Origin of the sequence: Priestia sp. Y58, assembly GCF_029522095.1 — a bacterium.
GTDB lineage: Bacteria > Bacillota > Bacilli > Bacillales > Bacillaceae_H > Priestia > Priestia megaterium_E.
This window is the reverse complement of sequence record NZ_JAKWFL010000005.1, coordinates 69,079-93,341: the sequence shown is the minus strand read 5'-3', so window position 1 is coordinate 93,341 and position 24,263 is coordinate 69,079. Positions and strand designations below refer to the sequence as shown.

Sequence of the window (24,263 nt, the reverse complement as noted above, 5' to 3'; positions counted from 1 at the left end):
TAAAGTATCTACCTTAGTAAAAATATAAAAAGGAAAGAACCTGATTTGATTGATCGTTCATCAAAACGGCTGCTTTCCTTAACATTCACTTTTAAATTTTTCACAACGTGTATAAGGGTAACAAAGACTCATTAATTTTGTCAATAAGTTTGAAGGTCTATTTATAAAGAAGGTAACAGGACGTTTTGCTTATTGGGAAGGAAAAATAATGAGTGAAAAAAGAATCATTTTAAAGTAAAATCATTGGAGGAAAAGTATGGTTAAAGAGTAATTACTTTTCATTTGGAAAAAACATACTTAAAATAAAAGTAAGAAAATATTTCATTTACTTACAAAATATTATAGAAAAATGGATGGAGTAATATGGGGTAAGTGTTAACTATATCGAACAAAGGGTGTATAAGATGGATAAATATCAAATTGCATTATTAGCTAATGTCCGCAAACAGCTGCAAGAGTGGACTGATCAAAATGAAGAAATACCTCATGAAGAGGTGTACCGCTTTTTGCATTCAATTTCTGGAACGTCTGCAACCATTGGACTGCATTATTTAGGAGACCGCTCCCGCGAGTTAATGGAAGCTGTTGAAAAAAATCAGAAAAAAACCTGGAATTACGCGGAGTTAAATGCATTTTTATTAGATATTATTAAAATTTGTTATCAAGATGAAATTCAATCGGTAGAAGATATAAATAAACCGATAGAAATTAGTGAACAAACAGCTAATGTTTTACTTGTGGATGATGATCTTTCAATGCTGATGTATTTAAAAGAACAGTTTGAAAAACAAGGCTGGTACGTATTAGCAACTGCCTCTAAAGAAAAAGCCATTACGGCTTTTTACGAATTAAAGCCGGATTGTTTTGTTGTAGATGTACATATGAAAGACGGTACGGGATTTGACATTCTTTCATTTTTGCGTGATAAAACAAAGCAACTGTTCGTCCCGATTGTCATGATGAGCGTTGATAATCAAAGAGAGACGCGTTTGAAGGCTTTTAAATTAGGAGCCGATGATTTTTTTGTTAAACCTCTTAATATGGAAGAAAGTCTGCTTCGAATTGGTCACCATATTGAACGAAAGCAGATGTTTAACTCCTATTTAATGTTTGATGAATTAACAGGAGCCTATAACCGAACGTATTTAAAAGAAATCTACAGTCAGCAGCTGTCGAGCTTCGACCGCTTAAAAGATCCTTTTTGTTTGGCGATTTTAGATTTAGATTTCTTTAAGAAAATAAATGATCAATATGGACATCTTATGGGAGACCGCGTGCTGCAAGAATTTGTAGAGTATATGAAGCATGAAATTCGTCCAACAGATCACATTTTTAGATATGGAGGCGAAGAATTTATTCTTTTACTGCCAAAAACCAATATAAAAGAGGCAGAAACAGTATTAAATAGACTGTTGGATTCCTTTGTGAAAAAAATGTTCACACATCAAAGCAATTCGTTTTATTGCAGCTTTTCCGGCGGAGTTGTAGAAGTTCATAATAATGAGTGGACGTTAGAAAAAGCTCTTCATCAAGCTGATGAAGCATTATATACAGCGAAGGAGTCAGGACGTCAAAAAATTGTAGCTTCTTCTCAAAGCAAGCTGGTTAAAAAGCGAACGCTTCGTATGGCTATTATTGATGATGATTCTATCATTCGAACGATGCTAAAAGAGCTTTTAAGCAAGATTGATGTAGGAGATCGCTATGAAGTGAAAATAGAAGTGTTTAAAGACGGCATCGAATTTTTTGAGTCCCAATGGATTCACTCTAGCGATCAGTACTTTGTTATTTTAGATGGAATGATGCCTAAGATGGATGGCTTGGAAGTGCTACAAAAATTAAGACAGCATAAACGTCACGATCAGTACACGGTTATTATGCTTACATCAAGAAACAGCGAACAAGATATTCAAAGAGCATTAGAGCTCGGGGCAGACGATTACATGACAAAGCCATTTAAGTTAATGGAGCTTGAAGCGCGCGTGCGTCATTTAATGAAGAAGGTGAAATAAATGGCGATGTCCATTCAAGTGGTATATGTCTTATTTGGCGGATTGCTATTGCTTTTAGTCTGTTTTCTGAGTTATTTACTTATTCAAAAAGCGCGTTTAAACGCTTTTCGAGCAAAAGTAGAATCCTATAAAGATAGTATGAAAGAATCTCTTTTTATTTATTTATACAGAAAAGATGAAGAGCATCGGGTAGAGCCTAAAAATAAAATAGAGCTGGCGGGTGTAGAGGAACTATTGAGCGGTTTTTCTGCAGCTGTGCAAGGCGATGAAATTCTAAATAACATCACGCTCTATGCGGAGAAGGTTTTTACACCCAAATATAAAAAAGAGCTGCATCATTCTAGGTGGAGTGTCAGAATGAATGCCCTTTATGCTATTGAAGACTTTGGTCTAACTACGCTAACAGACCAATTAGTAGAAATGTATGAGAAAAAAAATAGTACAGCGGCTGAAAAAAATCAAATTTTAAAAATTTTAGTTAAGCTGAATCGCCCTGAGTTTGTTGTGTACATGACGAACGCTTCTAGACCGCTGTCTGAATTTATGTACCGCTCTTTGTTTGGAACTATGAACAGTGAACAGTTTCAGCAATTTATTAATAAATTTGAAGACCTGCAAGAAGAAATTCAGCTGCCTCTTATCGATATGATAGGTATCAATCATAAGTTAGAGTATATAGATTTCTTAAAAATGCACATGAAAAGTTCATCAGAAGAACTGCGAATTCGTTCGTTGAAATCACTTAATGCTTTATCTTTTCCATTAAGAATAGAGGAGCTCACGAAACATCTTCAATCAGATATGTGGCAAGAAAGAATGATGGCTACAAAACTAATAGGCAAAACGAGAGATGAGAAGGGATTGTCACTTCTCGAGCAGTCGCTAAAAGATTCTCATTTTCTTGTGCGTTCGAATGCTGCTCAGTCAATGATGAAAATCCCAACGGGTAAAGAATATTTAGTTCATGTATACAAAACGACTGATGACAAGTTTTCGAAAGATATGGCAGCAGAATGGCTTGAAAAAGGAGGAGTTACGGTTGTGGAATAGTGTTTGGCATCTTTTATTGTCTATTTGCGGATGGGCTGTATTTGCTTATATGATTTTTGTGCTTTGTTTTTATTTTATGATGTTTATCATCTCTGCTTTTCAACTGCGAAAGCAATATCAATTAAATGATGAAGAACCTTATGAAGATTTGCTTGCGGTTAGCTATACAACGCCGTTATCTATATTAGTTCCCGCTTATAACGAATCTGTCGGGATTATTGGAAGCGTACGTTCGCTGCTAGGAATTGAATATCCGGAATATGAAGTAATCGTGGTAAATGATGGATCTTCAGATGATACGTTAGAAAAGCTTATCGAAGAGTTTTCTCTTGTGAAAATGAATCGAGTTGTGAGAAAGCAAGTAGAGACGAAAGAAGTAAAAGCTGTATATCGTTCTAAATTATACGATTATTTATATGTAGTCGATAAACAAAATGGGGGAAAGTCAGATGCGTTAAATGCAGGAATTAATTTATCCAACTATCCTTATTTTTGTTCGATCGATGGCGATTCAGTGTTAGAAAGAGATGCTTTTTTAAAAGTTATGAAGCCAATTATTGATTCAGACGGAGAAGTAATTGCTTCAGGGGGAAGTATTCGAATTGCAAACGGATGTAAAATCGAAAACGGTGCGGTCGTATCGATTGGACTTGATACGCAGCCGCTTGTTGTGATGCAGATTATTGAATATTTACGTGCCTTTCTTATGGGGCGCATTGGTCTCAGTCGCCATAATTTATTACTTATTGTGTCAGGAGCATTTGGCGTATTTTCTAAACGCTGGGTGATTGAAGCTGGGGGTTATTCTCATACAGTCGGCGAAGACATGGAGCTCGTTGTTCGCCTGCACCGACTGATTAAACAGAAAAAAACCAACAATCAAATTGTTTATATTCCAGATCCCGTATGCTGGACAGAGGCACCCGATGAAATCAAATATTTGCGAAGACAGCGGAACCGCTGGCACCGTGGTTTATTTGATAGTCTTTGGAAGCATAAAGAGATGCTGTTTAATCCAAGATACGGAAGTATCGGAATGATTTCTATGCCTTATTTTGTGTTTATTGAACTAATCGGGCCGGTCATGGAAATGTTAGGCTATTTGTTTATTATTATTTCTCTAGTTGTAGGCGGGATTTATGTAGAATTTGCTTATTTGCTTTTTCTCTTGATGGTTGTATATGGTTCTCTTTATTCGATGGCGGCCGTTTTGCTAGAAGAGTGGAGCCTTCGCAAATATCCAAGAGTATCCGATATTGCTAAACTGTTTGTCTTTTCCCTGACTGAATCCTTTTGGTATCGACCTCTAACTGTTATATGGCGCTGTCATGGATTGTTGGATGTTATTCGCAATAAAAAAGGCTGGGGAGACATGCAGCGAAAAGGAGTTTCACAATGAAAAAATGGTTATTAATTGGAGGCATTATTTTGGTTATGGCAGTAACGGCTTCTCCATTTCTTCTTTGGCAGCTAAAGAAACCAACTGATTTGGATATGCTTGTCATTGATAAAACAGTGCCGGATCAAACGTTTCGAGAGCATCAAGGTTTAATGTGGATGCTGAATCAAGCGAAAGTACAAAAAGAAGGGAAGCCTTATAAAATCTCAAAAGATTATGCAGGGTTTTACCCGAATGGAGATAAAACATACAGCATTAAATCTCTGCCAAAAACAAAGTCTGCAGATATGATTTATATCACGGACACGTATGGCGTATACAAAGAAGATTTAGGCGTAAAAGCTAAAAGAGGAGATCGCTCTCAATTGGTGTATGGCGGCATGACTTCTGAAGACGTGAGCTACGTTAAGAAAGCGTTGAATGGACGTACAAAAACGCTGATTGGAGAGTTTAATACATTTGGGAGCCCTACTTCTTTAGACGTTCGCAAAGAACTGTATGAATTGTACAATGTTACGTGGTCCGGCTGGATTGGACGCTATTTTGAGGAATTCGGCAGTGAAGAAGTTCCTGCTTGGGTGAAAAGTGCTTACAAAAAGCAGTACAACAAAGAGTGGAGCCTTACAGGAAAAGGCTTATTATTCGTTAATGAATCCAATAAGCTCGTTATTATAACGGAAAAAGAATTAAAAGAAAATCCAGTATGGTTTCAATACACAAAACAAGGAAACAAAACATTGAATTTACAGGATGAATCTGCTTATCAATATTGGTTTGACGTCATTACACCGCAGCAAAAAAGTGATGTGCAGGCTCAGTTTGTCTTTCACTTAGATTCTGAAGGGAAAAACAAGCTAAAGGAAAATGGTATTCCTTTGTCCATACCAGCAGTCGTTCATCATAATAAAGAGCGATATGATACCTATTACTTTGCAGGAGATTTTGCAGATCAAGGAGAAGTACCTTCCATTTATCAAACCTCTTTTTACCCGGTGTGGAAGAAATGGACAGAGAAAATCGGAAAAGAAGATGAGTCTTCTTTTTACTGGACTGTTTACCTGCCTCTTATGAATAAGATCATAGATCAACAGCAAAATGAATCACAGCCTGCTTCTGTTACTTTTAATAAAAATATGGAAATCTATGAAGATGCTGACCTTAAAGTAGCAGGGAAAGTAGGAAAAGATTATTTGCAAATTTATCAAAACGGCAAGTGGCAAGATTTGCTGATTAAAGGAGTGAATATGGGCATTAGTAAGCCAGGCCATTTCCCTGGTGAGACTGCTATTTCGAAAGAAGAATATTTGCGCTGGTTTGAAGAAATTGGAAAGATGAATGCCAACTCAATCCGCGTATACACCATTCATCCTCCCGCCTTTTATGAAGCGCTTGCTGAGTATAACCAAAAAGCTAAGAAACCCATTTATCTTTTTCATGGAGTATGGGTGAATGAAGAAGTTTTCTATGATTCACAAGATGCTTTTGCAAAGGAAAATACAAAAGAATTTGAAGCCGAAATGAAAAGGATTGTAAACGTTATTCACGGAAAGGCAACACTGCCAAAACGGACAGGACATGCAAGCGGAACGTATACAGCAGACGTGTCTCCTTATGTGTTGGGGTGGATTATAGGAGTTGAATGGGATCCCACGGTAGCTCTTTCGACAAATGAAAAACATAAAGGAATGAAAGATTTTAAAGGGCAGTACATCTATACCGAAAAAGGCAATCCCTTTGAAATTTGGCTTGCTCAGCTTATGGAAAAAACGATTTCCTATGAGCAGGATAAATATGATTGGCAGCGGCCCATGAGCTTTACGAACTGGGTGACGACGGATTTGCTCACTCATCCATATGAGCCTTCTGAAGACGAAGATAAAGTGTCTGTTAATCCTAATTTAATTCACACAACTAAAAAATTTGAGCCTGGCTTATTTGCCTCTTATCATATTTATCCGTACTATCCTGACTTTTTAAACTATGAACCTCGTTATCTCGCTTATCGAGATCATCGAGGAGAGAAAAATAACTATGCAGGTTATTTGCAAAATATGAAAGAAGCTCATCATATGCCCGTTCTTGTTGCTGAATTTGGCATTCCGGCTTCGCGAGGACTCACCCATAGAAACGTATACGGATGGGATCAAGGCTTTCACACGGAACAAGAACAAGGAAAGATTCTGTCACGCTTATATGAAGACATTGTCGAAGAAAAAATGGCTGGCGGTATGGTCTTTACATGGCAAGATGAATGGTTTAAGCGAACGTGGAATACGATGGAGTACGACAATCCGAATCGCAGGCCATTTTGGACGAATTTGCAAACGGGAGAGCAGCATTTTGGACTGCTGAGTTTTGATCCAGGAACGAAGCTGAAAGTGAAAGTAGACGGTAAATCAGATGATTGGAAAAAGCTGAACAGCAAGTCGGTATATAAGCCGTCTAAGAAGTTAAAAGCATTGAACATTACAAGTGATGAAGGTTATCTATATCTACACGTGAGTGCAAAAGAACTGGAAGATCAAAAGCTTTATTTCTTGTTTAATACCATTAACAATCAGGGACAGTCAAAGATTCCTCAAATTCCTTCCTTAAAAACAAAAGGAATTGATTTTGTAGCAGAATTAAACGGGAAAGAAGACAGTCATTTATGGATAGACAGCTATTACGATACGTATTATTTTTCATATGCTCATCAGCTTAAAATGATTCCGGCCGTAAAAGGAACCGATACGAAAGACAACGGCATGTTTAATCCAATCAGGCTCGCCCTTAACAAAGAGTTAGCGATTGGAGAGGGGAAAAACAAGAGAACCATTCCTTTTGACGCCTATGAAACTGGGAAGCTCCAAGAAGGAAATAGTGATCCTAACTCTTCTTCATTTGATTCGCTAGCAGATTTTAAAGTGAATGAATCAAATGGAATTGCTGAACTTCGCATTCCTTGGGCGCTTTTAAATGTAAAAGACCCGAGTCAAAAAGAAATAATGGGAGATATTTGGTCCAAAAAAGGATTAGAATCCAGCGAGAAAATAAAAGGAATTCAAGTGGGAGTCGTAGCTGTTAATAAGAAGAGCAATGACGTAGAAGATACGTTTCCGACTCAGAAAAAAGGCGAACTTTTATTAAAAGATTTTTACTTATACAAGTGGAAAAATTGGGAGTATCCAACTTTTCACGAACGAATAAAGCCGTCCTACTTCATATTGCAAAAAACGTATGGACGACTACAAGCGGAGGAATAACAATGGCAAAAATTTTATTAGCGGAAGATGAAGAAGTGCTTCGTATGTTAGTGGTAGATACGCTTGAAGATGAAGGACATGATGTGACGGAAGCAGAAAATGGCGAAGAAGCTTTGAAATTCATTAAGGAAAGTGATTTTGACTTAATTATTTTGGATTATATGATGCCCGTGTTCACCGGGCTTGAAGTCATTCAGCAGCTGAAAGAAATGAAAGATAAGCGCCATACAAAAGTATTGATGCTTTCAGCTAAGAATCAAGCTGCTGATCAAAGTAGAGTGTTAGAAGCGGGGGCTACGTATTTTATGTCTAAGCCGTTTAGTCCGCTTTTACTGGCCGAACGTGTTGAGGAAATTCTACATGAACAATAAATTAAAACGAAAAAGTATTTCAACTCAGTTCATTCTCTTAGCAAGTATCCTTTTACTTGCTTTTGCGGCGGGTTCAACTGTACTTGTTGTACGGCAAAAAGAAATTACAGCTGATTATGCCCGGTACAGGGCACAAGTACGGGAAAAGGCACAGCTGCTATCTACAATTGATAAATCAATGAACAAGGCTTTTTTGCAGGCTCGTGGGTTTATTGCGTTTGATTCAGAGGATATGTATAACGAGGCTGCAAGTCAGCAAAAAATTATTGAAGAAAATCTTGATCGACTTTCAGGTCTAGCCGCAGATAGACGTGAACGTACGTTTGTAAATGAAGCGACGGTGATGCTAAACACGTATTTTAATCAAACGCTTCCTTATTTTAAAGATATTTACGACAAAAAAGGTATTGAAGGGGTCCGCTCTAGTCCTGAGCGGAAGGCTGCTTCTAAATCAATAGAACAAATGCAAAAAGAACTTGATGACTACCAAAATGAATTAACTAAAGACTTAAATACACAGTACGATGACACGTCGAGTGACATGCAGAAAAGTCAAACGTTCTTTATTTTATTTTTAGCGTTTACAGTGGTCATTTTATTATTGCTTACACGGGTATTGCTAAATAAGTTTGTAAAGCCGCTGAGTCAGCTAGCATATACGGCAAGCGAAATTGCTGCCGGAAAAGAAATGCCTATGACATTTGATGAACATAGAAGAGATGAAATCGGTATGCTATCTCAAGCTTTTTATAAAATGGTATCGACTTTGCAAAATAATGAACAGGAGTTAACGGCTCAAAATGAGGAGCTGATTGCACAGCAAGATGAATTGCACAGTCAGCAAGATGAACTTCAGCACGCATTAGAATTAACAAAGGAACGAGAAGGAGAGTTAGAATTGCGCAATTTATTTGTGCATGGACTAACAAATTCTCTTCACAAGCAAGAAGTTCTTACGAGCGCTGTCACAAACATGAGCCGGGTGATGAAAGCTGATCACGGCTTTATTATGCTAACCGATGAAAAGACATATGCTTCATTTGGTCTATCTTCATCAAGTGTTCAACAGATGGTGGCAAATCTTCATAATAATTATGTTAATCATGTGCAACAGACGAAAAAATGTATGGTAGTAAAAAGAGAGTGTATAGAACATGAGCGCCTATATCATCAGCAAACGTTTTATTTGTATGACATTATCGTCCCGGTGATATCTTCACAGGGAGATATGCTAGCCTATATGTTTTACAGCCGCTACGCGGATGAATACACAGAACATGAATTACAGACGTTTGAAATACTGGCCAAACAAATTACGATTGCTCTTGAAAAAATTTATATTTACGAAGAGTCTGAGCATGACCGATTGTTATCTCAAGATATTTTAAATTCGATTCAAGAAGGAATGCAGCTTGTAGATACAAGCGGTACGATTCTACAAGTAAATACGAAAATTAGCGAATTGTTTCAATATGAGCATCAAAGTGGGCTTCTTCAGCTCTCTCGTAATCAATGGTTAGATGCTATTTCTGAAAAAGTAGAAAATATACAGCAGCTAAGGCAATACGTTGAAGGCATTTGTAAGGGAGATCAAGTAGAAAAGTCTTTTGTTTATTACCTGCACACGGAAGGTAAGCGAAAAGTTATAAAAGTTTACAGTGAATACGTATATCGAAACCGTCAGATGTTTGGCGTATTGTTCGTTCATCGTGATATTACGAAAGAGTTTGAAGTTGATCAGATGAAGTCAGAATTTGTAAGCACCGTCAGTCACGAGCTGCGCACACCTTTAGCAAGCGTATTAGGGTTCACTGAGCTTATGCTAAACAAAACATTAAAAGAAGAACGACAGAAGAAGTATTTAACTACTATTTATCAGGAAGCACAGCGGTTAACGTCTTTAATCAACGATTTTCTGGACGTCCAAAGAATGGAAGCGGGGAAACAAACCTACGATAAAAAGTATCAAGACATTCTGCCGCTTATTAAGCAGGTGATTGAAGTCCAGAAAATACAAACAAATAAGCATGAATTTGATATGATTTCTGATCAAGAGCATTTTACAGTAATGGGAGATAAAGATAAGCTGCTGCAATTGTTTAATAATGTAATTAGCAATGCAGTTAAATATTCGCCTGATGGAGGGAACGTCACTGTTAAGTTGTATCAAAAGGAACATGCTGTTTATATTGATATTCAAGATGAAGGAATTGGTATACCAAGTGAAGCGCTAGGTCAATTGTTTACCAAATTCTACAGAGTAGATAATTCTGATATGCGCAAAATTGGCGGAACGGGTCTTGGGTTAGCGATTGTAAAAGAAATTGTAAAGGCCCATGGTGGAGACGTTACTGTACAATCAGAATGGAAAAAAGGAACCACATTCACAGTCGTTCTGCCGCTTCTTCATGAAGTTCAGTACGATGAAGAAATGATGATAAATACGGATGATAACCGCAAAAGCGTAGTGATTGTAGAAGATGATAAAAGCTTAGCGACACTTTTACAGGTAGAATTAAAAGAGAGCGGTTTTCACGTTCGGTATTTTAACAACGGAGAAGACGCATTAAACTCTATTCATCAGCAAAAGCCTGAAGTGGTTGTTCTAGATATTATGTTAGGAGAAAATAAGTTAGACGGGTGGGATGTTTTAAGACACCTCAAAGAAAATACAGAGACAGAAAAAATTCCTATCTTAATCTCATCTGCTTTAGACGAAAGAAGCAAAGGGTTAGAGCTTGGAGTGTGTGAGTTTCTGATTAAACCTTATCAGCCTAGTAAATTATCCAAAACGATTCTCCAGCTGCTTTTGAAAAGGCAAGAGCATGAAGGAGAAATTATGATTCCATCAGATAAGGAAGAGTAGAGAATTGGTGAGGCTTCGCTATATTTACGGAGCCTCATTAAACGAAAAGAAAATTAGTAAAGTAACAAAAAAACGTTGAAAACGCTATCAATTTATGGTTTTATAGTAAGTAGGCATAACATGATGACCTTAGAATTACCTTTTTCCACCTCCTTACATGCGTAAGGAGGCTTTTTTGTATAAATATAGTAAGATAAGATAACAAAACCTGATGCAGAATCGTTTATTGAATTTCAGCTAGTTAAGAAACTGCTCAAGAAAGTTTGATAGTGAAAGGAGTGAAGCTCTGGAGATCATTTCACAAAGGGAGGATAGTCTATCTTAGAAGTGAAGGTAGTTCAATTTTTATAATCATAGTATAATAAAAAATACGGTTATAAAAGCTGTGTTTGTTATACATCTTTTATATAGAAGGTAAGATTGAATTTTATATTTGCTTAAAGGAGGTCTTTCCTTGGATATTGCGTATATAATTGCTGAAGAAAGAATTAGACAAGCAATAAAAGACGGTGACTTTGATAAGCTGCCTGGGGAAGGAAAACCATTAAAGTTAGAAGATTTGTCACATATACCTGAAGAACTGCGCCAAGCGTATAGGATATTAAAAAATGCAAATATGATAAGTGATGAACAAGAGCTGAAACGAGATATGACTACAATAGAAGAATTGATTTCTATATGCACGGATGCTAATGAAGAACAAAGGCTAACGGAGATGCTTACGGAAAAGCGTTTGCGCTTTGAGCAGCTCGTTGGCAAGAAAAAGATGACAAGTTCTGCAGCTTACAGGACGTATCAGAATAAAATTTACTCCAAATTTTTTTATTAATGAGTGTAATGGACGAGACGATCGGAGGGTGAGAATTTGCGGCTGTTAATTTTATTGATCAGTATCATACTATTTATTTCGCTTTGTTTTTATATTTTTGCCCCGCAAATAAAACGAGGTGCCCAATCGAAAAATGTGCCGGTTTTATTTATTCATGGCTATTTAGGCAGTCAAAAAAGCTTAGGGAAAATGATTAAACGATTTGAACAAAACGGATGGGGAACTAAAGTAGGTTACTGCGTTGTTCAAAAAGATGGAGCTATTCAGTGGAAGCATATTATGAAAGCAAAAGAGGGAAAACTTCCGCTTATTCATATCGTCTTTAAAAAGCCAGATGCCAGTATTGCACAGCAGCAAAAATGGATTGAAGCTATTATGCAAGATGTACGTGATACATATAAAGCATCTTCTGTTGATTTAGTTGGACATAGTATGGGAGGAGTAACAGCAGCAGCTGTTAGTTTGTCTAACCCTCAATATATTCAAAAGTTAGTTACGTTAGGATCGCCAATTCAAGGATTAGATTATCAGGAATTAATGGAGATGTACCCTCATGCACGCAATCATATTGAATCTATGGGTGCTCGTGATTTAGCTTTCCACTCTATAGCGTTAAACAAGCTGTACGAAAGTCGTCAAGATTTCTCAAAAGAAATCGACGTTTTTTCAGGAGCAGGAGACGTGGGAGATAAGACAGATGGAGTGGTAACAGTAGAAAGTGCTTACGGACTGCAAGAGTTTACCGAACACATTCATCTCCAAACGTTTCATGAAGCACATTCAGATTTACATGAAAGCTCAGAGGTTGATAAAGCTGTCTATCAATTTCTAAAACGGGATTAAAGGAGGATTACGATGCTTTACTTAATTAGACACGGCCAAACAGATTGGAATAAAAACAAACTTATTCAAGGGCATGCTGATATTCCGCTCAACGAAGCGGGAAAGCAACAAGCTAAACGCGTAGCGGAACGTTTTCGAGATATCCATATTGATGTAATCTATACAAGCGATCTGCTTCGTGCGCAGGAGACGGCTAGGGAAATTGCAGCAGCTGCTAAAGTAGAAAAAATTGAAGTTTGTGAGCAGCTGCGCGAGCGCTCTTTTGGAGAACTAGAATCAAAGAATGTAGAAGTTCTGCATGAGCTTGTGCCAAACTATGCGACAAATTGGGGAGAAGAGCCTTTATATAATATCGAAACACTCGAAGCCGCTCAAGAACGGATGGTTCGGCGGTTAACGGAAATTATGAAGAAGTCTATCGGAAAGAAAGTAGCAGTTGTTAGTCACGGGGCGGCAATTAATACATTCATTCATCATGTAACAAGCGGAGAACAAGGAACAGGGACTACTATTTTACAAAATACATCAATTACAACTTTTGCTTATGAAAGTGGAAAATGGCTTCTTGAAACGATCAACGATGCCAAGCATCTTGAATAAATATACTTAAAGAGGCTGTGGCAGTAGCATTTTAGCTGAACGAAGATCCGAACGAGTTTGATTCTTAATCAAGAATCAAACTCGTTCGGTTTTTTTTATGGTTAAGGTTAAGGTGAACGTGAACGTAGGTTTCACATATGTAAGTGCTTCTAGATGTTGGTTAGAGGGCAAGATGAAGACTCCTGCAGGAACAGAGGCTCAACGGCGACGGCCCGCGGAAAGCGAAGTCTTGCATGGAAATCAACGGCGGTGTAAAAAGTGATCCATATTGCTTATCTTTAAAGTGCATTGATTTAGTCATGTCTCAAACTCTGTTTTATGATAACTAAACAAAAAGTAGGAGAGATGAAAAGACAATATAGTAATTTCATATATAAATATTTATACAATTGATTTTAATAAAAATGCATAGTAAAATAAGTTTTATTACTATTCTATTAAAGCGTTTAGTATAACTGGATTTCCTAATATTGTTTAATAAGCAACTATATTTCGGAATAAGATTAATTGATTTGGATAATTTCAAGGAGGATGCAGTATGTCAAAAGATTGGAGTCACTTATTTGAAAGAATGCCTGAATTGCTAGCACCGACGATGGCTAAAGACCATCCGAATCTGCCCGTTGTGAAAGAAGAAGGATGTTATTATTATGGAGTGGATGGTAAAGAATATCTCGATTTTACTTCTGGAATCGCTACGACAAATGTAGGACACAGACATCCGAAAGTAGTAAAAGCAATTAAAGACGGAGCAGATCAATTATTGCATGGTCCTTCAGGTGTGATTATGTACGAATCGATATTAAAATTAGCCGATGAGTTAGGAAAAGTAACGCCTGGCAATTTAGACTGCTTTTTCTTTGGAAATAGTGGCACCGAAGCAATTGAAGGAGCCTTGAAATTAGCGAGGCATGTTACAAAGCGTCCGTACGTTATTTCTTTTTTAGGGTGTTTTCATGGCCGCTCGATGGGAGCTTTAAGTGTTACAACATCGAAAAGCAAATATAGACAATTTCAGCAGCCTTCGGGACTGACGTATCAAATTCCATATGCCAATCTAAAAGAGTGTCCTGCGGAGCTAGACAGCGATGTGTACTTTACTGAAAAGCTTGAAAAAGATTTTGAAATACTCTTTAAGCACCAAGTAACCCCTGAAGAAGTGGCGGCCGTTATTTTGGAACCAGTATTAGGAGAAGGCGGTTATATTATTCCTCCGAAAAGTTGGATGAAGAAGTTGAGAGAGGTTTGTGATCGTCACGGAATATTACTTATTTTCGATGAAGTGCAAACAGGGTTTGGCCGTACTGGCGAATGGTTTGCTGGACAAACGTTTGATGTCGTACCAGATATTATGGCTATAGCAAAAGGAATTGCTTCTGGAATTCCGCTTAGTGCAACGGTAGCTTCTCAAGAATTAATGAAGCAGTGGCCCCTTGGCACACATAGTACAACATTTGGAGGAAATCCTATTGGATGTTCAGCAGCCCTTGCAACTCTTGAAGTGATGAAAGAAGAACAACTGCTGGATAACACAAGAAAAATGGGCGCTTATGCGTTAGAAAAGCTGCATCTTTTAAAGGACAAACATTCAGTTATTGGGGATATCCGCGGTTTAGGACTTATGATTGGAATTGAAATTGTTAATCCGGATACGGGAGAAGGCGATGGAGACGCCTTATTTGAGATTCTGGACTTAGCTTTAGAAAAAGGCGTGTTATTTTATTTTTGCGGAAATGCAAGTGAAGTTATTCGCATGGTACCTCCGCTTACTGTAACAAAAGAACAGATAGATGCCGGCATTCGTATGCTAGATGAGGCTATTACTTCTTTTGAGAAAAAGTCAGCTGTAAAAGCGTGATAAAAAAATATAAAAATTTATATATTTGTAACCTAGTTGTCATAGTAATGGTAACGATATCATAGTTTTAGAGGGAAAACAATTTTCTGAAAAGTAGTTGACATCTGTTTGTGCAGCATGTAACATAATATTTATCTTATCAACAATTATCAACAAAATTCGACAAACTTCTTATCAAGAGAGGTGGAGGGATAGGCCCTTTGAAACCTCGGCAACGGACTTTATAGAACCGTGCTAACTCCCACAAGCAGTGCTTGAAAGATAAGAAGAGACCAGGCTTACTAACAATTGTGATCCCAACCTCTTCTTACAGGCACTTAGACACTGTAAGTGGAGGTTTTAATTTTATGACAAGAAGATGACATTTAGATAAAAAACAGCAGGTGAAATTACCTGCTGTTTTTATATGCTGTAAAATGATAAATAACCTACAAGAATTCCTAGTAAAAGTACTCCAATTGTAATACCAACAATCCACCACATCATTTTTTTCATTATTTATTCCTCTTTATCAATTAACTATAGCTGTTGATCCGCCTGAAGCGCCGGAAGCCGTACCGTAAGCAGTTTGTCTTTTAATTCCGGCATTTTTAGCTGCAATTTTCCACTGCCAGTCAATTCGCCCGTAGGCTCGATTACTTTGCACCCAAGATTTTGAACTCTTTTTTGAAATAGACACAAGGGGATTTACATTTTTCGTGACGACGCCTCGTACACTTTTGACTGAAGTCACCGATGAGTTTTTCGTGTAATAGTCTACATACACCGTTAGTTTTGTTGTTGTAAATCCAGCCGCTTTATAAGAAGCTGTATAAGCTGCTGTTTTGAATAAAGGTGAAGCCGTTCTTGCTCCGTATGCTGCTGTACTTGCAGCTTCGACCGTGCCGCTGGTCTCTTCAATATCCATTTTTAACAGAGATGGATCCTTTAGTAATTGTACAACTTTTTGTTTTTGCTGACGCGACAGTTTTGAAAATTCATACAGTGAGCTTTTATCACTTTGCGCTTTCAAGAACTGCGTGTAAGAAGCAACCGTTAAATGTGCAGGTTTTTCACTAGCCATAACAGAGTTTGGCACGACCAATAGACATAAAAACGCGCTTATCAGGAAAAAAGAAAAAAATGTTCTTTTTGTAGCCATATTTATATAAATCCTTTCCAGTATTCTATCTTTATAAATAGATAAGAAGTAATTTATCGTTTTGAAGAAGGGCTGTGTGCTGACATATTAACTGTCATCACGACACGAGCTTGCTGTACAGATTTCATAAAACATTCGTATAGAGAAGCGAACACTTTGTCCACATCTCCTTCTAAAGCTGTTGCAAAAGGCACGGTTTCGGCAAATACTCCCTGTTGTTTAACTGCGCCAATTCCGCTTTTGATGATGTCTACATAATGCGGCGTATCTAATGGATACAAAGAAAATTGAGTGGATACAGGGAACGAAGCACAAAGCTGTTGGTTTGAAGACATGTTTTCTTTTGATTTTATTTTTCTTTCTTCAAAATATTCTTCGTGGCGCCCTGTTGAAAACGTGGCATTCAGAACAATATGCTTTTCTGATTTTCCAGCACTTTTATAAACGGCTTCCACAACTTCAAATACGTCTTTGGCAGTTCCTTCAATAAACGTGCTAACACGGTCCGTTTTTCGCTGAACGTTAGACATGTCCACGTCGTTTAGGGCGCTTAAAATAATATCGATGAAATTATCACTCATCACGGAAAGTGTAAACCGACAGCCCACATTTGTTTTTTCCAAACGAATCACCTCTAAAGTATAGATTTGTAGTTTTTTAATCATACAAATCATAAAATAACTTTTTTGTTTTGTATAGAAACAGAAGATAGATTCTTTATTTTTAGGCAATATTACATAGAAGAAACGAAAATAAATTGCATAACATGAAAAATAAGGGTGTTAAGAAAAGTTACATAATGAAAAAGAATAAAAAAACAATGTTAGAACTTCTGACAAAAAGCTGGTATATAGACTGAAAACACCATATTATAAATACAAGATCACATTATTCTCCTGCGATTTCGTATAACCTCTTGAAAAAGGGACTTGGGATTTTATCATAAATCCAACCTCCTAGCTGTATAATCAGCTAGGAATTTTTTTTACCCAAACTCTCTATCGCGTATGAGGTTATCTACACTTATTCAACTCAGAGCATGCACCATATATATTTAAGACCAGTGTAAGAAAGATTGCTTGAAGATTTAGTGTTCGGCTTGAGCTAGAAATAGATAGATGTTACGAAAGAGGGGAAAGAAGGTATGACGCACACATTAATTAAAAATGCAGAGATTATTACGATGAATGAGAAGAATGATATTATTTACGGTGACCTTTATATTGTGGGAAATCGCATTGCAGCCATCGGGAAAAACCTGCATCCGGAAAAGGTAGATAAAGTCATTGACGCAGCAAATAAAACGATTGTGCCCGGCTTTATACATACTCATATTCATTTATGTCAAACGCTTTTTAGAGGGCAAGCAGATGATTTAGAGCTGCTAGACTGGCTTAAAAAGAAAATATGGCCGCTTGAAGCTTCGCATGATGAAGAATCTATCTATTATTCAGCACTGTTAGGGATCGGCGAACTCATTCAAAGCGGGACTACAACAATTGTAGATATGGAAACTGTTCATCATACGGACTCTGCTTTTCAAGCTATATCTCAAAGCGGGATTCGAGCTCTTGCAGGAAAAGTAATGATGGATAAAAAAGGCGATGATCTGCCAAAAGCTCTGCAGGAGACAACAGCTGACTCGATCAGAGAAAGTGTAGAGCTGCTTGAAAAATGGCATAATTCAAATAACGGTCGTATTCGATACGCATTCTCCCCAAGATTTGTGCTGTCGTGTACGGAAGATTTGCTGCGTGAAGTGAGCCATTTATCAGCTGCATATAATGTCCATGTACATACTCATGCTTCTGAGAATCAAGAAGAAATTCGCATTGTAGAAGCTGAAACGGGTATGAGAAATATCATGTACTTAGATCATTTAGGATTAGCCAATGAGCGCCTTATTTTAGCGCACTGTGTGTGGCTAAATGATCAAGAAAAGCAAATTATTAAGAATCAAGGAGTAAAAGTTAGTCATTGCCCAGGCTCAAACTTAAAACTTGCATCGGGAATCGCAGATGTGCCCGGTTTATTAGAGCAAGGTGTATTTTTAAGTCTTGGCGCTGACGGTGCTCCTTGTAATAATAATTTGGATATGTTCAATGAAATGAGGCTGGCCGCTACGATTCATAAACCCTCGTACGGACCAACGGCCATGAATGCAAAGCACGTGCTAGAAATGGCTACAATCGGCGGAGCGAAAGCAGTTGGGCTCGAAAAAGAAATTGGAAGTTTAGAGGTGGGAAAAAAAGCAGATCTTGCTATTTTAAATTTAAATCAGCTTCATACCTTTCCGTCTTACGGCGTAGACCCTATTTCCAGAGTTGTGTATTCAGCAACGCGAGGAGATGTAGAACTAACGATGGTTGATGGAGAAATTGTGATGGAAAATCGCGTACTGAAAACAATTGACCAGGGAATTGTATTGAAAGAAGCAAATCATTCGATTGATCGTCTTTTAAAAAGAATCCCGCTTTTAATTTCATAATCATAAGATGTAAAACAAAGAAGAGGCTGGGATAAAAGTATTTTAGTTGAAGTAAAACTCGAATTATTGATTAATAATTCGAGTTTTTTGTTGTCAAGGTGAACGTAGGCTTCATCTGTTTAGTTGCTTCTAGCTGTTGATTGGAGGACAAGACGTAGACTCCTGCGGTTATTCCATTTATTTGTCTTTAGAATGGATTTATTTAGTTATGTCTCAATCTCTTTTTTGTATAAATGAGTAAAAAGAGTACTCTTGCAACAGACTAAAAAGATAAGAGAAATAAATTTTCAAAATTCCAAACTAACGGAAGATAAAAATTTTTATAATGATAGCGTTTTCTGCCTTTGCATATCTACAAATTAAGACTATAATAGGACAAAAGATTTTACTTTGCAACGTAAAATCCTCCTAAGTCGTGTCCTTTTTAGGACATTTGAATAGGTAGGATTTTTTATTTTTTTTAGAAGTAGGGAGGCGCGCGTGTTGGAGCGTAACGGAATATTAGAGCGCTTGTTTAAACTATCAGAGCGCAACACAACACCAAAACAAGAAATACTAGCAGGACTTACAACTTTTATGACGGTCAGTTATATGGTAATTGTCAACCCCATTATTATGTCTGACGCGGGTATCCCCCGAGAAGCGGCTCTTGCAGCTACCATTTACGCCATTGTATTTAGTACGTTACTGATGGCCCTATGGGCAAATTTCCCGATTGTAACCGGTCCAGGGATGGGTTTAAATGCGTTTTTTACGTATTCAGTCGTATTAGGGCAAGGCTTGTCATGGCAAACGGCACTTGGAGCAGTTTTTATATCCGGCGTGTTGTTTTTTGTTTTAACGGTAACAGGAATACGCGGAAAGATTATTGATGCCATTCCGAACGTACTAAAGTCTTCAATAGCAGTTGGAATTGGTCTTTTTGTTGCGTTTATCGGTTTGAAAAACGCTGGATTAGTTGTGGCAAACGAGTCTACTTTTGTAGGGCTTGGAAATGTCATGGATAAAGGCCCGTTACTTGCTATTTTTGGGCTGATATTAGCAGCTGTACTGATGGCTAAAAATGTAAAAGGCGCTCTTATTATAAGTATTTTTGCTACGACAATATTAGCAATGATTGTAGGAGTACAAGCAGTTCCTCATTCTCTGAAAGACGTCTTTTCAGCTACGCCGCCAAGCGTTGGAGAAACATTCTTTCAAATGGATTTAAAGGGTGCAGTTGCCTACGGCATTTTTTCAGTTGTATTTTCTTTCACCATCGTAGAATTATTTGATACGCTAGCGACATTGATTGGACTATCTAAAAAAGCAAACTTAGTAGATAAAAACGGTAAAATTCCAGGTTTAAATCGCGCGCTTGCAGCAGATTCAATTGGTACAATGGCGAGTGCTATTTTTGGAAGCACTGCGTTAAATACGTATATTGAAAATGCAACAGGTATTGCAGAAGGAGGGCGTACCGGCTTAAAGGCATTAACGGTTGCCATCTTATTTATATTTACCTTGTTTTTTGCACCGCTTATTCAATTTATCCCAAGCGTTGCTACTGCTCCAGCACTCATTATTATTGGTTCGCTTATGCTAAGTGACATTCGAAACGTTAACTTCGACGATTTCACTGAAGTTGTTCCCGCTTTCTTAACAATTGTCATGATGCCGTTAACCTACAGCATTGCAGAAGGGTTAGCATTCGGCTTCATTTCATACACAGCGATTAAACTGTTTACAGGACGCCATCGCGAAATTCATTGGATGATGTATGTAATCACCATTGCCTTTTTTATCAATTTTTATATGAGTTCCCATTAGGAAGAAAAGACGTAGCCTCAAGCTGCGTCTTTTTTTGTTACTGAGTCCTTGTCAGAGAACATCGTGAAAGAATGAAGCTTTTCTTTTATTTTAGATAATTGTAAAATAATTATAAAAGGTGCGTTATAAAGGGTTGGTGGAATAAATTGAAACAAAGTAAACGCAAACGTGTAACCTTACAACAAGTGGCAGAACACGCGGGAGTATCTCGAGCTACTGCTTCGCTTATTGTGCGAAATAGTCCAAGTGTTTCTGAAAAAACAAGGGAAAAAGTTCTAGCTTCGATGAAAGAGTTAGGATACGTGTATGATCGAATTGCGGCAAATTTAAGATCTCAAACTTCATCAACAATCGGAGTTATTATTACGGATATATCTAATACGTTTTTTACAGAATTGTTAATTGGAGTACACGAGGAGCTCGAGAAAGACGGATATACGGTGTTTTTAGGTACGACGTTTGATTCGGATAATCGACAGGATCAGCTGCTTTCTACAATGCTGGAGCACCGGGTAGGAGGCATTATTTTATGTCCTGTTGCGGGGACATCGGAAGATACGATAAGAAAAATTCAGCATTTAGATGTTCCTTCAGTACTAGCAGTAAGGGAATTGCCTGAGGTGGAGTCAGATTATGTAGGGGTAGATTATAGCTTAGGCGTTCAAAAAGCGGTTCAACACTTACTTGAACAGGGACACAAAAGAATTGCCTTTTTAGGAGGAACAACCGGTTCTACAACGTGGAAAGAAAGAATGGAAGGTTACCGCTCGGCACTAAAGAACGCAGGAATTTCTATTGATGAAGAGCTTGTTATTCCGAGCGGTCCGACAAGAAGCGGCGGTGTAGAAGCTGCACATCAAGTACTGAACATTTCTGAGCCTCCAACAGCAGTTTTTTGTTTTAGCGACTTAGTTGCATTTGGTGTTATGCAAGGCTTAAAAGAGAAAGGGATTGTTCCCGGAGAAGATATAGCGGTAGTGGGATTTGATAATGTCATGGAATCATCCGTATGTCACCCTACTCTAACAACCGTCTCTTCTTTTGCAAGACAAATAGGAAAAGATGCTGCACGGTGTCTTCATAACCAAATTGTTGATAAAAAAGAACATCATCATCGCATTATTTTAACACCTCAGTTAGTTGTTCGAGAATCGTCATCAAAAAAAAGAAGCAGTTAATGAACTGCTTCTTTTCCTTGTGAATTATTTAGACGGTTCGTAAATATCCCAAGCCATTTTCAAGGAATCAACGATATAATTTGCTACTTCTTCAATATCCAAATTGTCAGTTTCTACTTTGGAGTGGTGGTTGGAATAAATTGCTTGTCGCGTATAAAATAATTCTTCAATATCCTCTAGACTTCTCCCTTGTAAAACAGGGCGACTGTCAATAATGAGGCTGATGCGCTCTTTCCATGAATCCCATGAAAGGTCTAAAAAGAATACAATACAATTTGATAAGCATATTTTTTGAATTTCTTCTTGAAGAAATGCGCCTCCGCCAACGGATATAATTTTTAAACGCTGCTGAGATAACTGGCTAATTACTTCTTTTTCTTTATTTCGGAAAAACTCTTCACCAAACTCTTTAAAGATTTGTGAGGTAGGCATTTGAAACATTTTTTCGATTTCTTGGTCTATATCGACAAAATCTCTGTATAATTTCTTAGCGACTAGTTCGCCGATTGTTGTTTTACCTACGCCCATAAAGCCAATAAATACAATGCTTTTTTCTCTAAGAGACATCTCGCTGTAAGTCATTTTTCAAAGCCTCTTTCTGTTTTTAACAATAAAAAACTTATTATTTTGTATTTGAGTTATTAGAATTATAATACAAATGTTACTGTTTGTAAAAACCGTGAAAGGATATTATGTCCTAAGAAACAAGTATCAGCTTACATTTATAAAATTTCTGTTAGTCAACAGATGGGATCAGCTGTGAGTAAAACAAAAAAGCAATAGTTCAGCTCGATCATGATCATAAACCTTTATTATATTGATAATACTGCTATCTTTGATATTTCTACAGTGTATGTTAGAAAAAAAGGGAAGTGAATGTGACGCTGCTTAAGAGACTATAATCATAATCAATAAATATTTTTAGAAAATTCTTTAATTTTCTATTGCTAGATTAAAATTTCTGTTGTAGGATTATGATAACGTTTACAAAACGAGTTATTACTTTAAATCAATAGAATTTATAGAACACTGTGTCAAATTTTAGATCGATCTAAATATAAAATTAGATCGATCTAAAGAGGCAGTCAGGTCAATTGTTAAAAGGAGAGATCTCAATGAGCTTTAGACGAGCAAGGCCTTATGTAAATAAAGAATGGCTTGAAGGTAATCGATCAGCAGTAAGTATTCAAAGTCCGTATTCGCAGGAAGTAATTGGTGAGCAAATTATAGCAACGCCAGAAGATGTGGAAAGAGCGCTATCAGCCGCCTATGAAGCAAAAAAAACAATTGCGAGTCTGTCTTCTTATGAAAGGGCCAAAATTTTAAAAGAAGCAGCACGGCTTTTGGAAAAGCAAAAAGAAAAATTTGCTTCTCTCATCTCAAATGAGTTAGGAAAACCGCTGAAGAATACGTTGGACGAAGTATCTCGATCTGTAGAAACATTAGAGCAATCTGCGGAAGAAGCAAAAAGACTTATCGGTGAAACGATCCCCGGAGATGCTTCCGAACGAGGAGGAAAAGCGATAGCTTCCACATTCCGTGTGCCTGTCGGAGTTGTTGCCGCTATTACTCCTTTTAATGCACCTTTGAATTTAGTATGCCACAAAATTGGACCAGCTTTTGCTGCTGGCAACAGTGTTATTTTAAAACCAGCTCCGCAAACAACTTTAGTTGCTTCAGAGTTTATAGCTCTATTATTAGAAGCTGGAATGCCTGAATGCGCTATTAACATGGTTTTAGGGGGAGTAGAAACAGGGCAGCAAATCGTAAAAGATGACCGTGTAAATATAATTTCTTTTACTGGTGGAACAGTGGCAAGCAGAAATATATGTGAACTGGCTGGAATGAAAAAAGTCCTTCTAGAGTTAGGAGGAAATGCTTCAACAATTGTTCATGAAGATGCTGATATTAAAAAAGCTGCTGAAATGTGTGGGAGAACAGGGTTTAGCAACTCCGGTCAAAGCTGTATTTCAGTTCAGCGTATTTATGTACATGACTCAGTTGTTTCTGAATTTACAGAGCTTCTGAAGAATGAGGTAACGTCTTTAAAAGTTGGTGATCCTCTGCTGCCGCAGACGGATGTTGGATGTTTAGTAGATGAAAAAGCAGCAAACCGAGTTTTGGCTTGGATTGAAGAAGCAGTCGATCTAGGTGCAAAACTGATATGCGGCGGCAAAAAGACAGGGGCTTCTATAGAACCTACTGTTCTATTAAATCCTCCTAAACAAAGCAAAGTAGTGTGTCAAGAAGTGTTTGGACCTGTGGTCAGCATCATTCCTTATCAAAATATTGAAGAAGCTATTCGGGAAACAAATGATTCATCATTCGGTTTGCAAGCAGGGCTGTTTACAAATCAAATGGATTTAGCTTACCGTGTTGCTGAATCTCTAGAAGTAGGAGGAGTTGTGATTAATGGAACCTCTAATTTTCGACTCGACCATTGGCCGTACGGTGGAATAAAAGACAGCGGCGTTGGTAGAGAAGGACCTCGATTTGCGATTGAAGATATGACAGAGACAAAAATGATTGTCCTGCAGCTATCGTAGCTGAGTTTATTACCTGAAAAAATATATA

17 protein-coding genes and 1 riboswitch are annotated in these 24,263 nt (G+C 37.5%); of the genes, 14 read left to right on the top strand and 3 right to left on the bottom strand.

Features of this window, described 5'->3' with window-relative positions:
• Positions 1 to 404 precede the first annotated feature (404 nt).
• The 10 genes from MMB68_RS16335 (at position 405) to MMB68_RS16290 (ending at position 15,073) form a co-directional block, all read left to right on the top strand.
• On the top strand, positions 405 to 2,012 hold the full coding sequence (locus MMB68_RS16335; protein WP_221783869.1) for a GGDEF domain-containing response regulator: 1,608 nt from the start codon (positions 405 to 407) through the stop codon (positions 2,010 to 2,012).
• Complete coding sequence (locus tag MMB68_RS16330; RefSeq protein ID WP_221783871.1) at positions 2,013 to 3,062, top strand: HEAT repeat domain-containing protein; 1,050 nt, start codon at positions 2,013 to 2,015, stop codon at positions 3,060 to 3,062.
• The gene (locus tag MMB68_RS16325; protein ID WP_221783872.1) at positions 3,052 to 4,461 is read left to right on the top strand and encodes a glycosyltransferase family 2 protein; all 1,410 of its coding nucleotides are present in this window, start codon (positions 3,052 to 3,054) and stop codon (positions 4,459 to 4,461) included. The genes MMB68_RS16330 and MMB68_RS16325 overlap by 11 nt, the downstream gene beginning before the upstream one ends.
• Positions 4,458 to 7,706, top strand: coding sequence for a hypothetical protein (locus tag MMB68_RS16320; protein WP_221783874.1), 3,249 nt, complete (start codon positions 4,458 to 4,460; stop codon positions 7,704 to 7,706). Before MMB68_RS16325 ends, MMB68_RS16320 begins: the two co-directional genes overlap by 4 nt.
• Positions 7,707 to 7,708: 2 nt before the next feature.
• Positions 7,709 to 8,077 carry a response regulator transcription factor gene (locus tag MMB68_RS16315; protein WP_221783876.1) on the top strand — a complete coding sequence of 123 codons (369 nt, stop codon included), beginning with the start codon at positions 7,709 to 7,711 and terminating at the stop codon, positions 8,075 to 8,077.
• Complete coding sequence (locus tag MMB68_RS16310; RefSeq protein WP_277549192.1) at positions 8,067 to 10,943, top strand: ATP-binding protein; 2,877 nt, start codon at positions 8,067 to 8,069, stop codon at positions 10,941 to 10,943. Before MMB68_RS16315 ends, MMB68_RS16310 begins: the two co-directional genes overlap by 11 nt.
• A 454-nt stretch (positions 10,944 to 11,397) precedes the next feature.
• Positions 11,398 to 11,772, top strand: coding sequence for a DnaJ family domain-containing protein (locus MMB68_RS16305; protein ID WP_221783879.1), 375 nt, complete (start codon positions 11,398 to 11,400; stop codon positions 11,770 to 11,772).
• Positions 11,773 to 11,808: 36 nt separating this feature from the next.
• The gene (locus MMB68_RS16300) at positions 11,809 to 12,615 is read left to right on the top strand and encodes an alpha/beta fold hydrolase (RefSeq protein ID WP_013081956.1); all 807 of its coding nucleotides are present in this window, start codon (positions 11,809 to 11,811) and stop codon (positions 12,613 to 12,615) included.
• Positions 12,616 to 12,627: 12 nt separating this feature from the next.
• On the top strand, positions 12,628 to 13,215 hold the full coding sequence (locus tag MMB68_RS16295) for a histidine phosphatase family protein (RefSeq protein WP_269870520.1): 588 nt from the start codon (positions 12,628 to 12,630) through the stop codon (positions 13,213 to 13,215).
• A 538-nt stretch (positions 13,216 to 13,753) separates the two neighbouring features.
• The gene (locus MMB68_RS16290) at positions 13,754 to 15,073 is read left to right on the top strand and encodes an aspartate aminotransferase family protein (RefSeq protein ID WP_277549191.1); all 1,320 of its coding nucleotides are present in this window, start codon (positions 13,754 to 13,756) and stop codon (positions 15,071 to 15,073) included.
• 168 nt (positions 15,074 to 15,241) lie between these two features.
• A riboswitch (SAM riboswitch) is annotated at positions 15,242 to 15,341 on the top strand.
• Positions 15,342 to 15,584: 243 nt separating this feature from the next.
• On the opposite strand, the gene MMB68_RS16285 is transcribed toward MMB68_RS16290, so the two are convergent.
• Together MMB68_RS16285 and MMB68_RS16280 are read right to left on the bottom strand one after the other, a co-directional pair.
• The gene (locus MMB68_RS16285; RefSeq protein WP_221783884.1) at positions 15,585 to 16,214 is read right to left on the bottom strand and encodes a hypothetical protein; all 630 of its coding nucleotides are present in this window, start codon (positions 16,212 to 16,214) and stop codon (positions 15,585 to 15,587) included.
• Between the two features lie 53 nt (positions 16,215 to 16,267).
• Positions 16,268 to 16,846 (bottom strand): YkoF family thiamine/hydroxymethylpyrimidine-binding protein, encoded by a 579-nt coding sequence (locus tag MMB68_RS16280; RefSeq protein WP_277549231.1) that lies wholly within the window; start codon positions 16,844 to 16,846, stop codon positions 16,268 to 16,270.
• 512 nt (positions 16,847 to 17,358) lie between these two features.
• Between MMB68_RS16280 and MMB68_RS16275 the strand changes: the two genes are divergently transcribed.
• The 3 genes from MMB68_RS16275 (at position 17,359) to MMB68_RS16265 (ending at position 21,689) form a co-directional block, all read left to right on the top strand.
• Positions 17,359 to 18,702 carry a 5'-deoxyadenosine deaminase gene (locus MMB68_RS16275; RefSeq protein ID WP_269870522.1) on the top strand — a complete coding sequence of 448 codons (1,344 nt, stop codon included), beginning with the start codon at positions 17,359 to 17,361 and terminating at the stop codon, positions 18,700 to 18,702.
• A gap of 483 nt (positions 18,703 to 19,185) precedes the next feature.
• On the top strand, positions 19,186 to 20,511 hold the full coding sequence (locus tag MMB68_RS16270) for an NCS2 family permease (protein ID WP_016763224.1): 1,326 nt from the start codon (positions 19,186 to 19,188) through the stop codon (positions 20,509 to 20,511).
• 146 nt (positions 20,512 to 20,657) lie between these two features.
• On the top strand, positions 20,658 to 21,689 hold the full coding sequence (locus tag MMB68_RS16265) for a LacI family DNA-binding transcriptional regulator (protein WP_028412203.1): 1,032 nt from the start codon (positions 20,658 to 20,660) through the stop codon (positions 21,687 to 21,689).
• A 24-nt stretch (positions 21,690 to 21,713) separates the two neighbouring features.
• On the opposite strand, the gene MMB68_RS16260 is transcribed toward MMB68_RS16265, so the two are convergent.
• Positions 21,714 to 22,271 (bottom strand): shikimate kinase, encoded by a 558-nt coding sequence (locus MMB68_RS16260; RefSeq protein ID WP_013055659.1) that lies wholly within the window; start codon positions 22,269 to 22,271, stop codon positions 21,714 to 21,716.
• Between the two features lie 533 nt (positions 22,272 to 22,804).
• Here MMB68_RS16260 and MMB68_RS16255 point away from each other — a divergent pair.
• Positions 22,805 to 24,235 (top strand): aldehyde dehydrogenase family protein, encoded by a 1,431-nt coding sequence (locus MMB68_RS16255; RefSeq protein ID WP_269870523.1) that lies wholly within the window; start codon positions 22,805 to 22,807, stop codon positions 24,233 to 24,235.
• Positions 24,236 to 24,263 lie beyond the last annotated feature (28 nt).

Bases quoted from the DNA above. Each gene is read 5' to 3' on its own strand.
- MMB68_RS16290 (WP_277549191.1), top strand. From the start codon at position 13,754: ATGTCAAAAGATTGGAGTCACTTATTTGAAAGAATGCCTGAATTGCTA.
- MMB68_RS16315 (WP_221783876.1), top strand. From the start codon at position 7,709: ATGGCAAAAATTTTATTAGCGGAAGATGAAGAAGTGCTTCGTATGTTA.
- MMB68_RS16275 (WP_269870522.1), top strand. From the start codon at position 17,359: ATGACGCACACATTAATTAAAAATGCAGAGATTATTACGATGAATGAG.
- MMB68_RS16255 (WP_269870523.1), top strand. From the start codon at position 22,805: ATGAGCTTTAGACGAGCAAGGCCTTATGTAAATAAAGAATGGCTTGAA.
- MMB68_RS16295 (WP_269870520.1), top strand. From the start codon at position 12,628: ATGCTTTACTTAATTAGACACGGCCAAACAGATTGGAATAAAAACAAA.
- MMB68_RS16330 (WP_221783871.1), top strand. From the start codon at position 2,013: ATGGCGATGTCCATTCAAGTGGTATATGTCTTATTTGGCGGATTGCTA.
- MMB68_RS16310 (WP_277549192.1), top strand. From the start codon at position 8,067: ATGAACAATAAATTAAAACGAAAAAGTATTTCAACTCAGTTCATTCTC.
- MMB68_RS16285 (WP_221783884.1), bottom strand. From the start codon at position 16,214: ATGGCTACAAAAAGAACATTTTTTTCTTTTTTCCTGATAAGCGCGTTT.
- MMB68_RS16335 (WP_221783869.1), top strand. From the start codon at position 405: ATGGATAAATATCAAATTGCATTATTAGCTAATGTCCGCAAACAGCTG.
- MMB68_RS16320 (WP_221783874.1), top strand. From the start codon at position 4,458: ATGAAAAAATGGTTATTAATTGGAGGCATTATTTTGGTTATGGCAGTA.
- MMB68_RS16260 (WP_013055659.1), bottom strand. From the start codon at position 22,271: ATGACTTACAGCGAGATGTCTCTTAGAGAAAAAAGCATTGTATTTATT.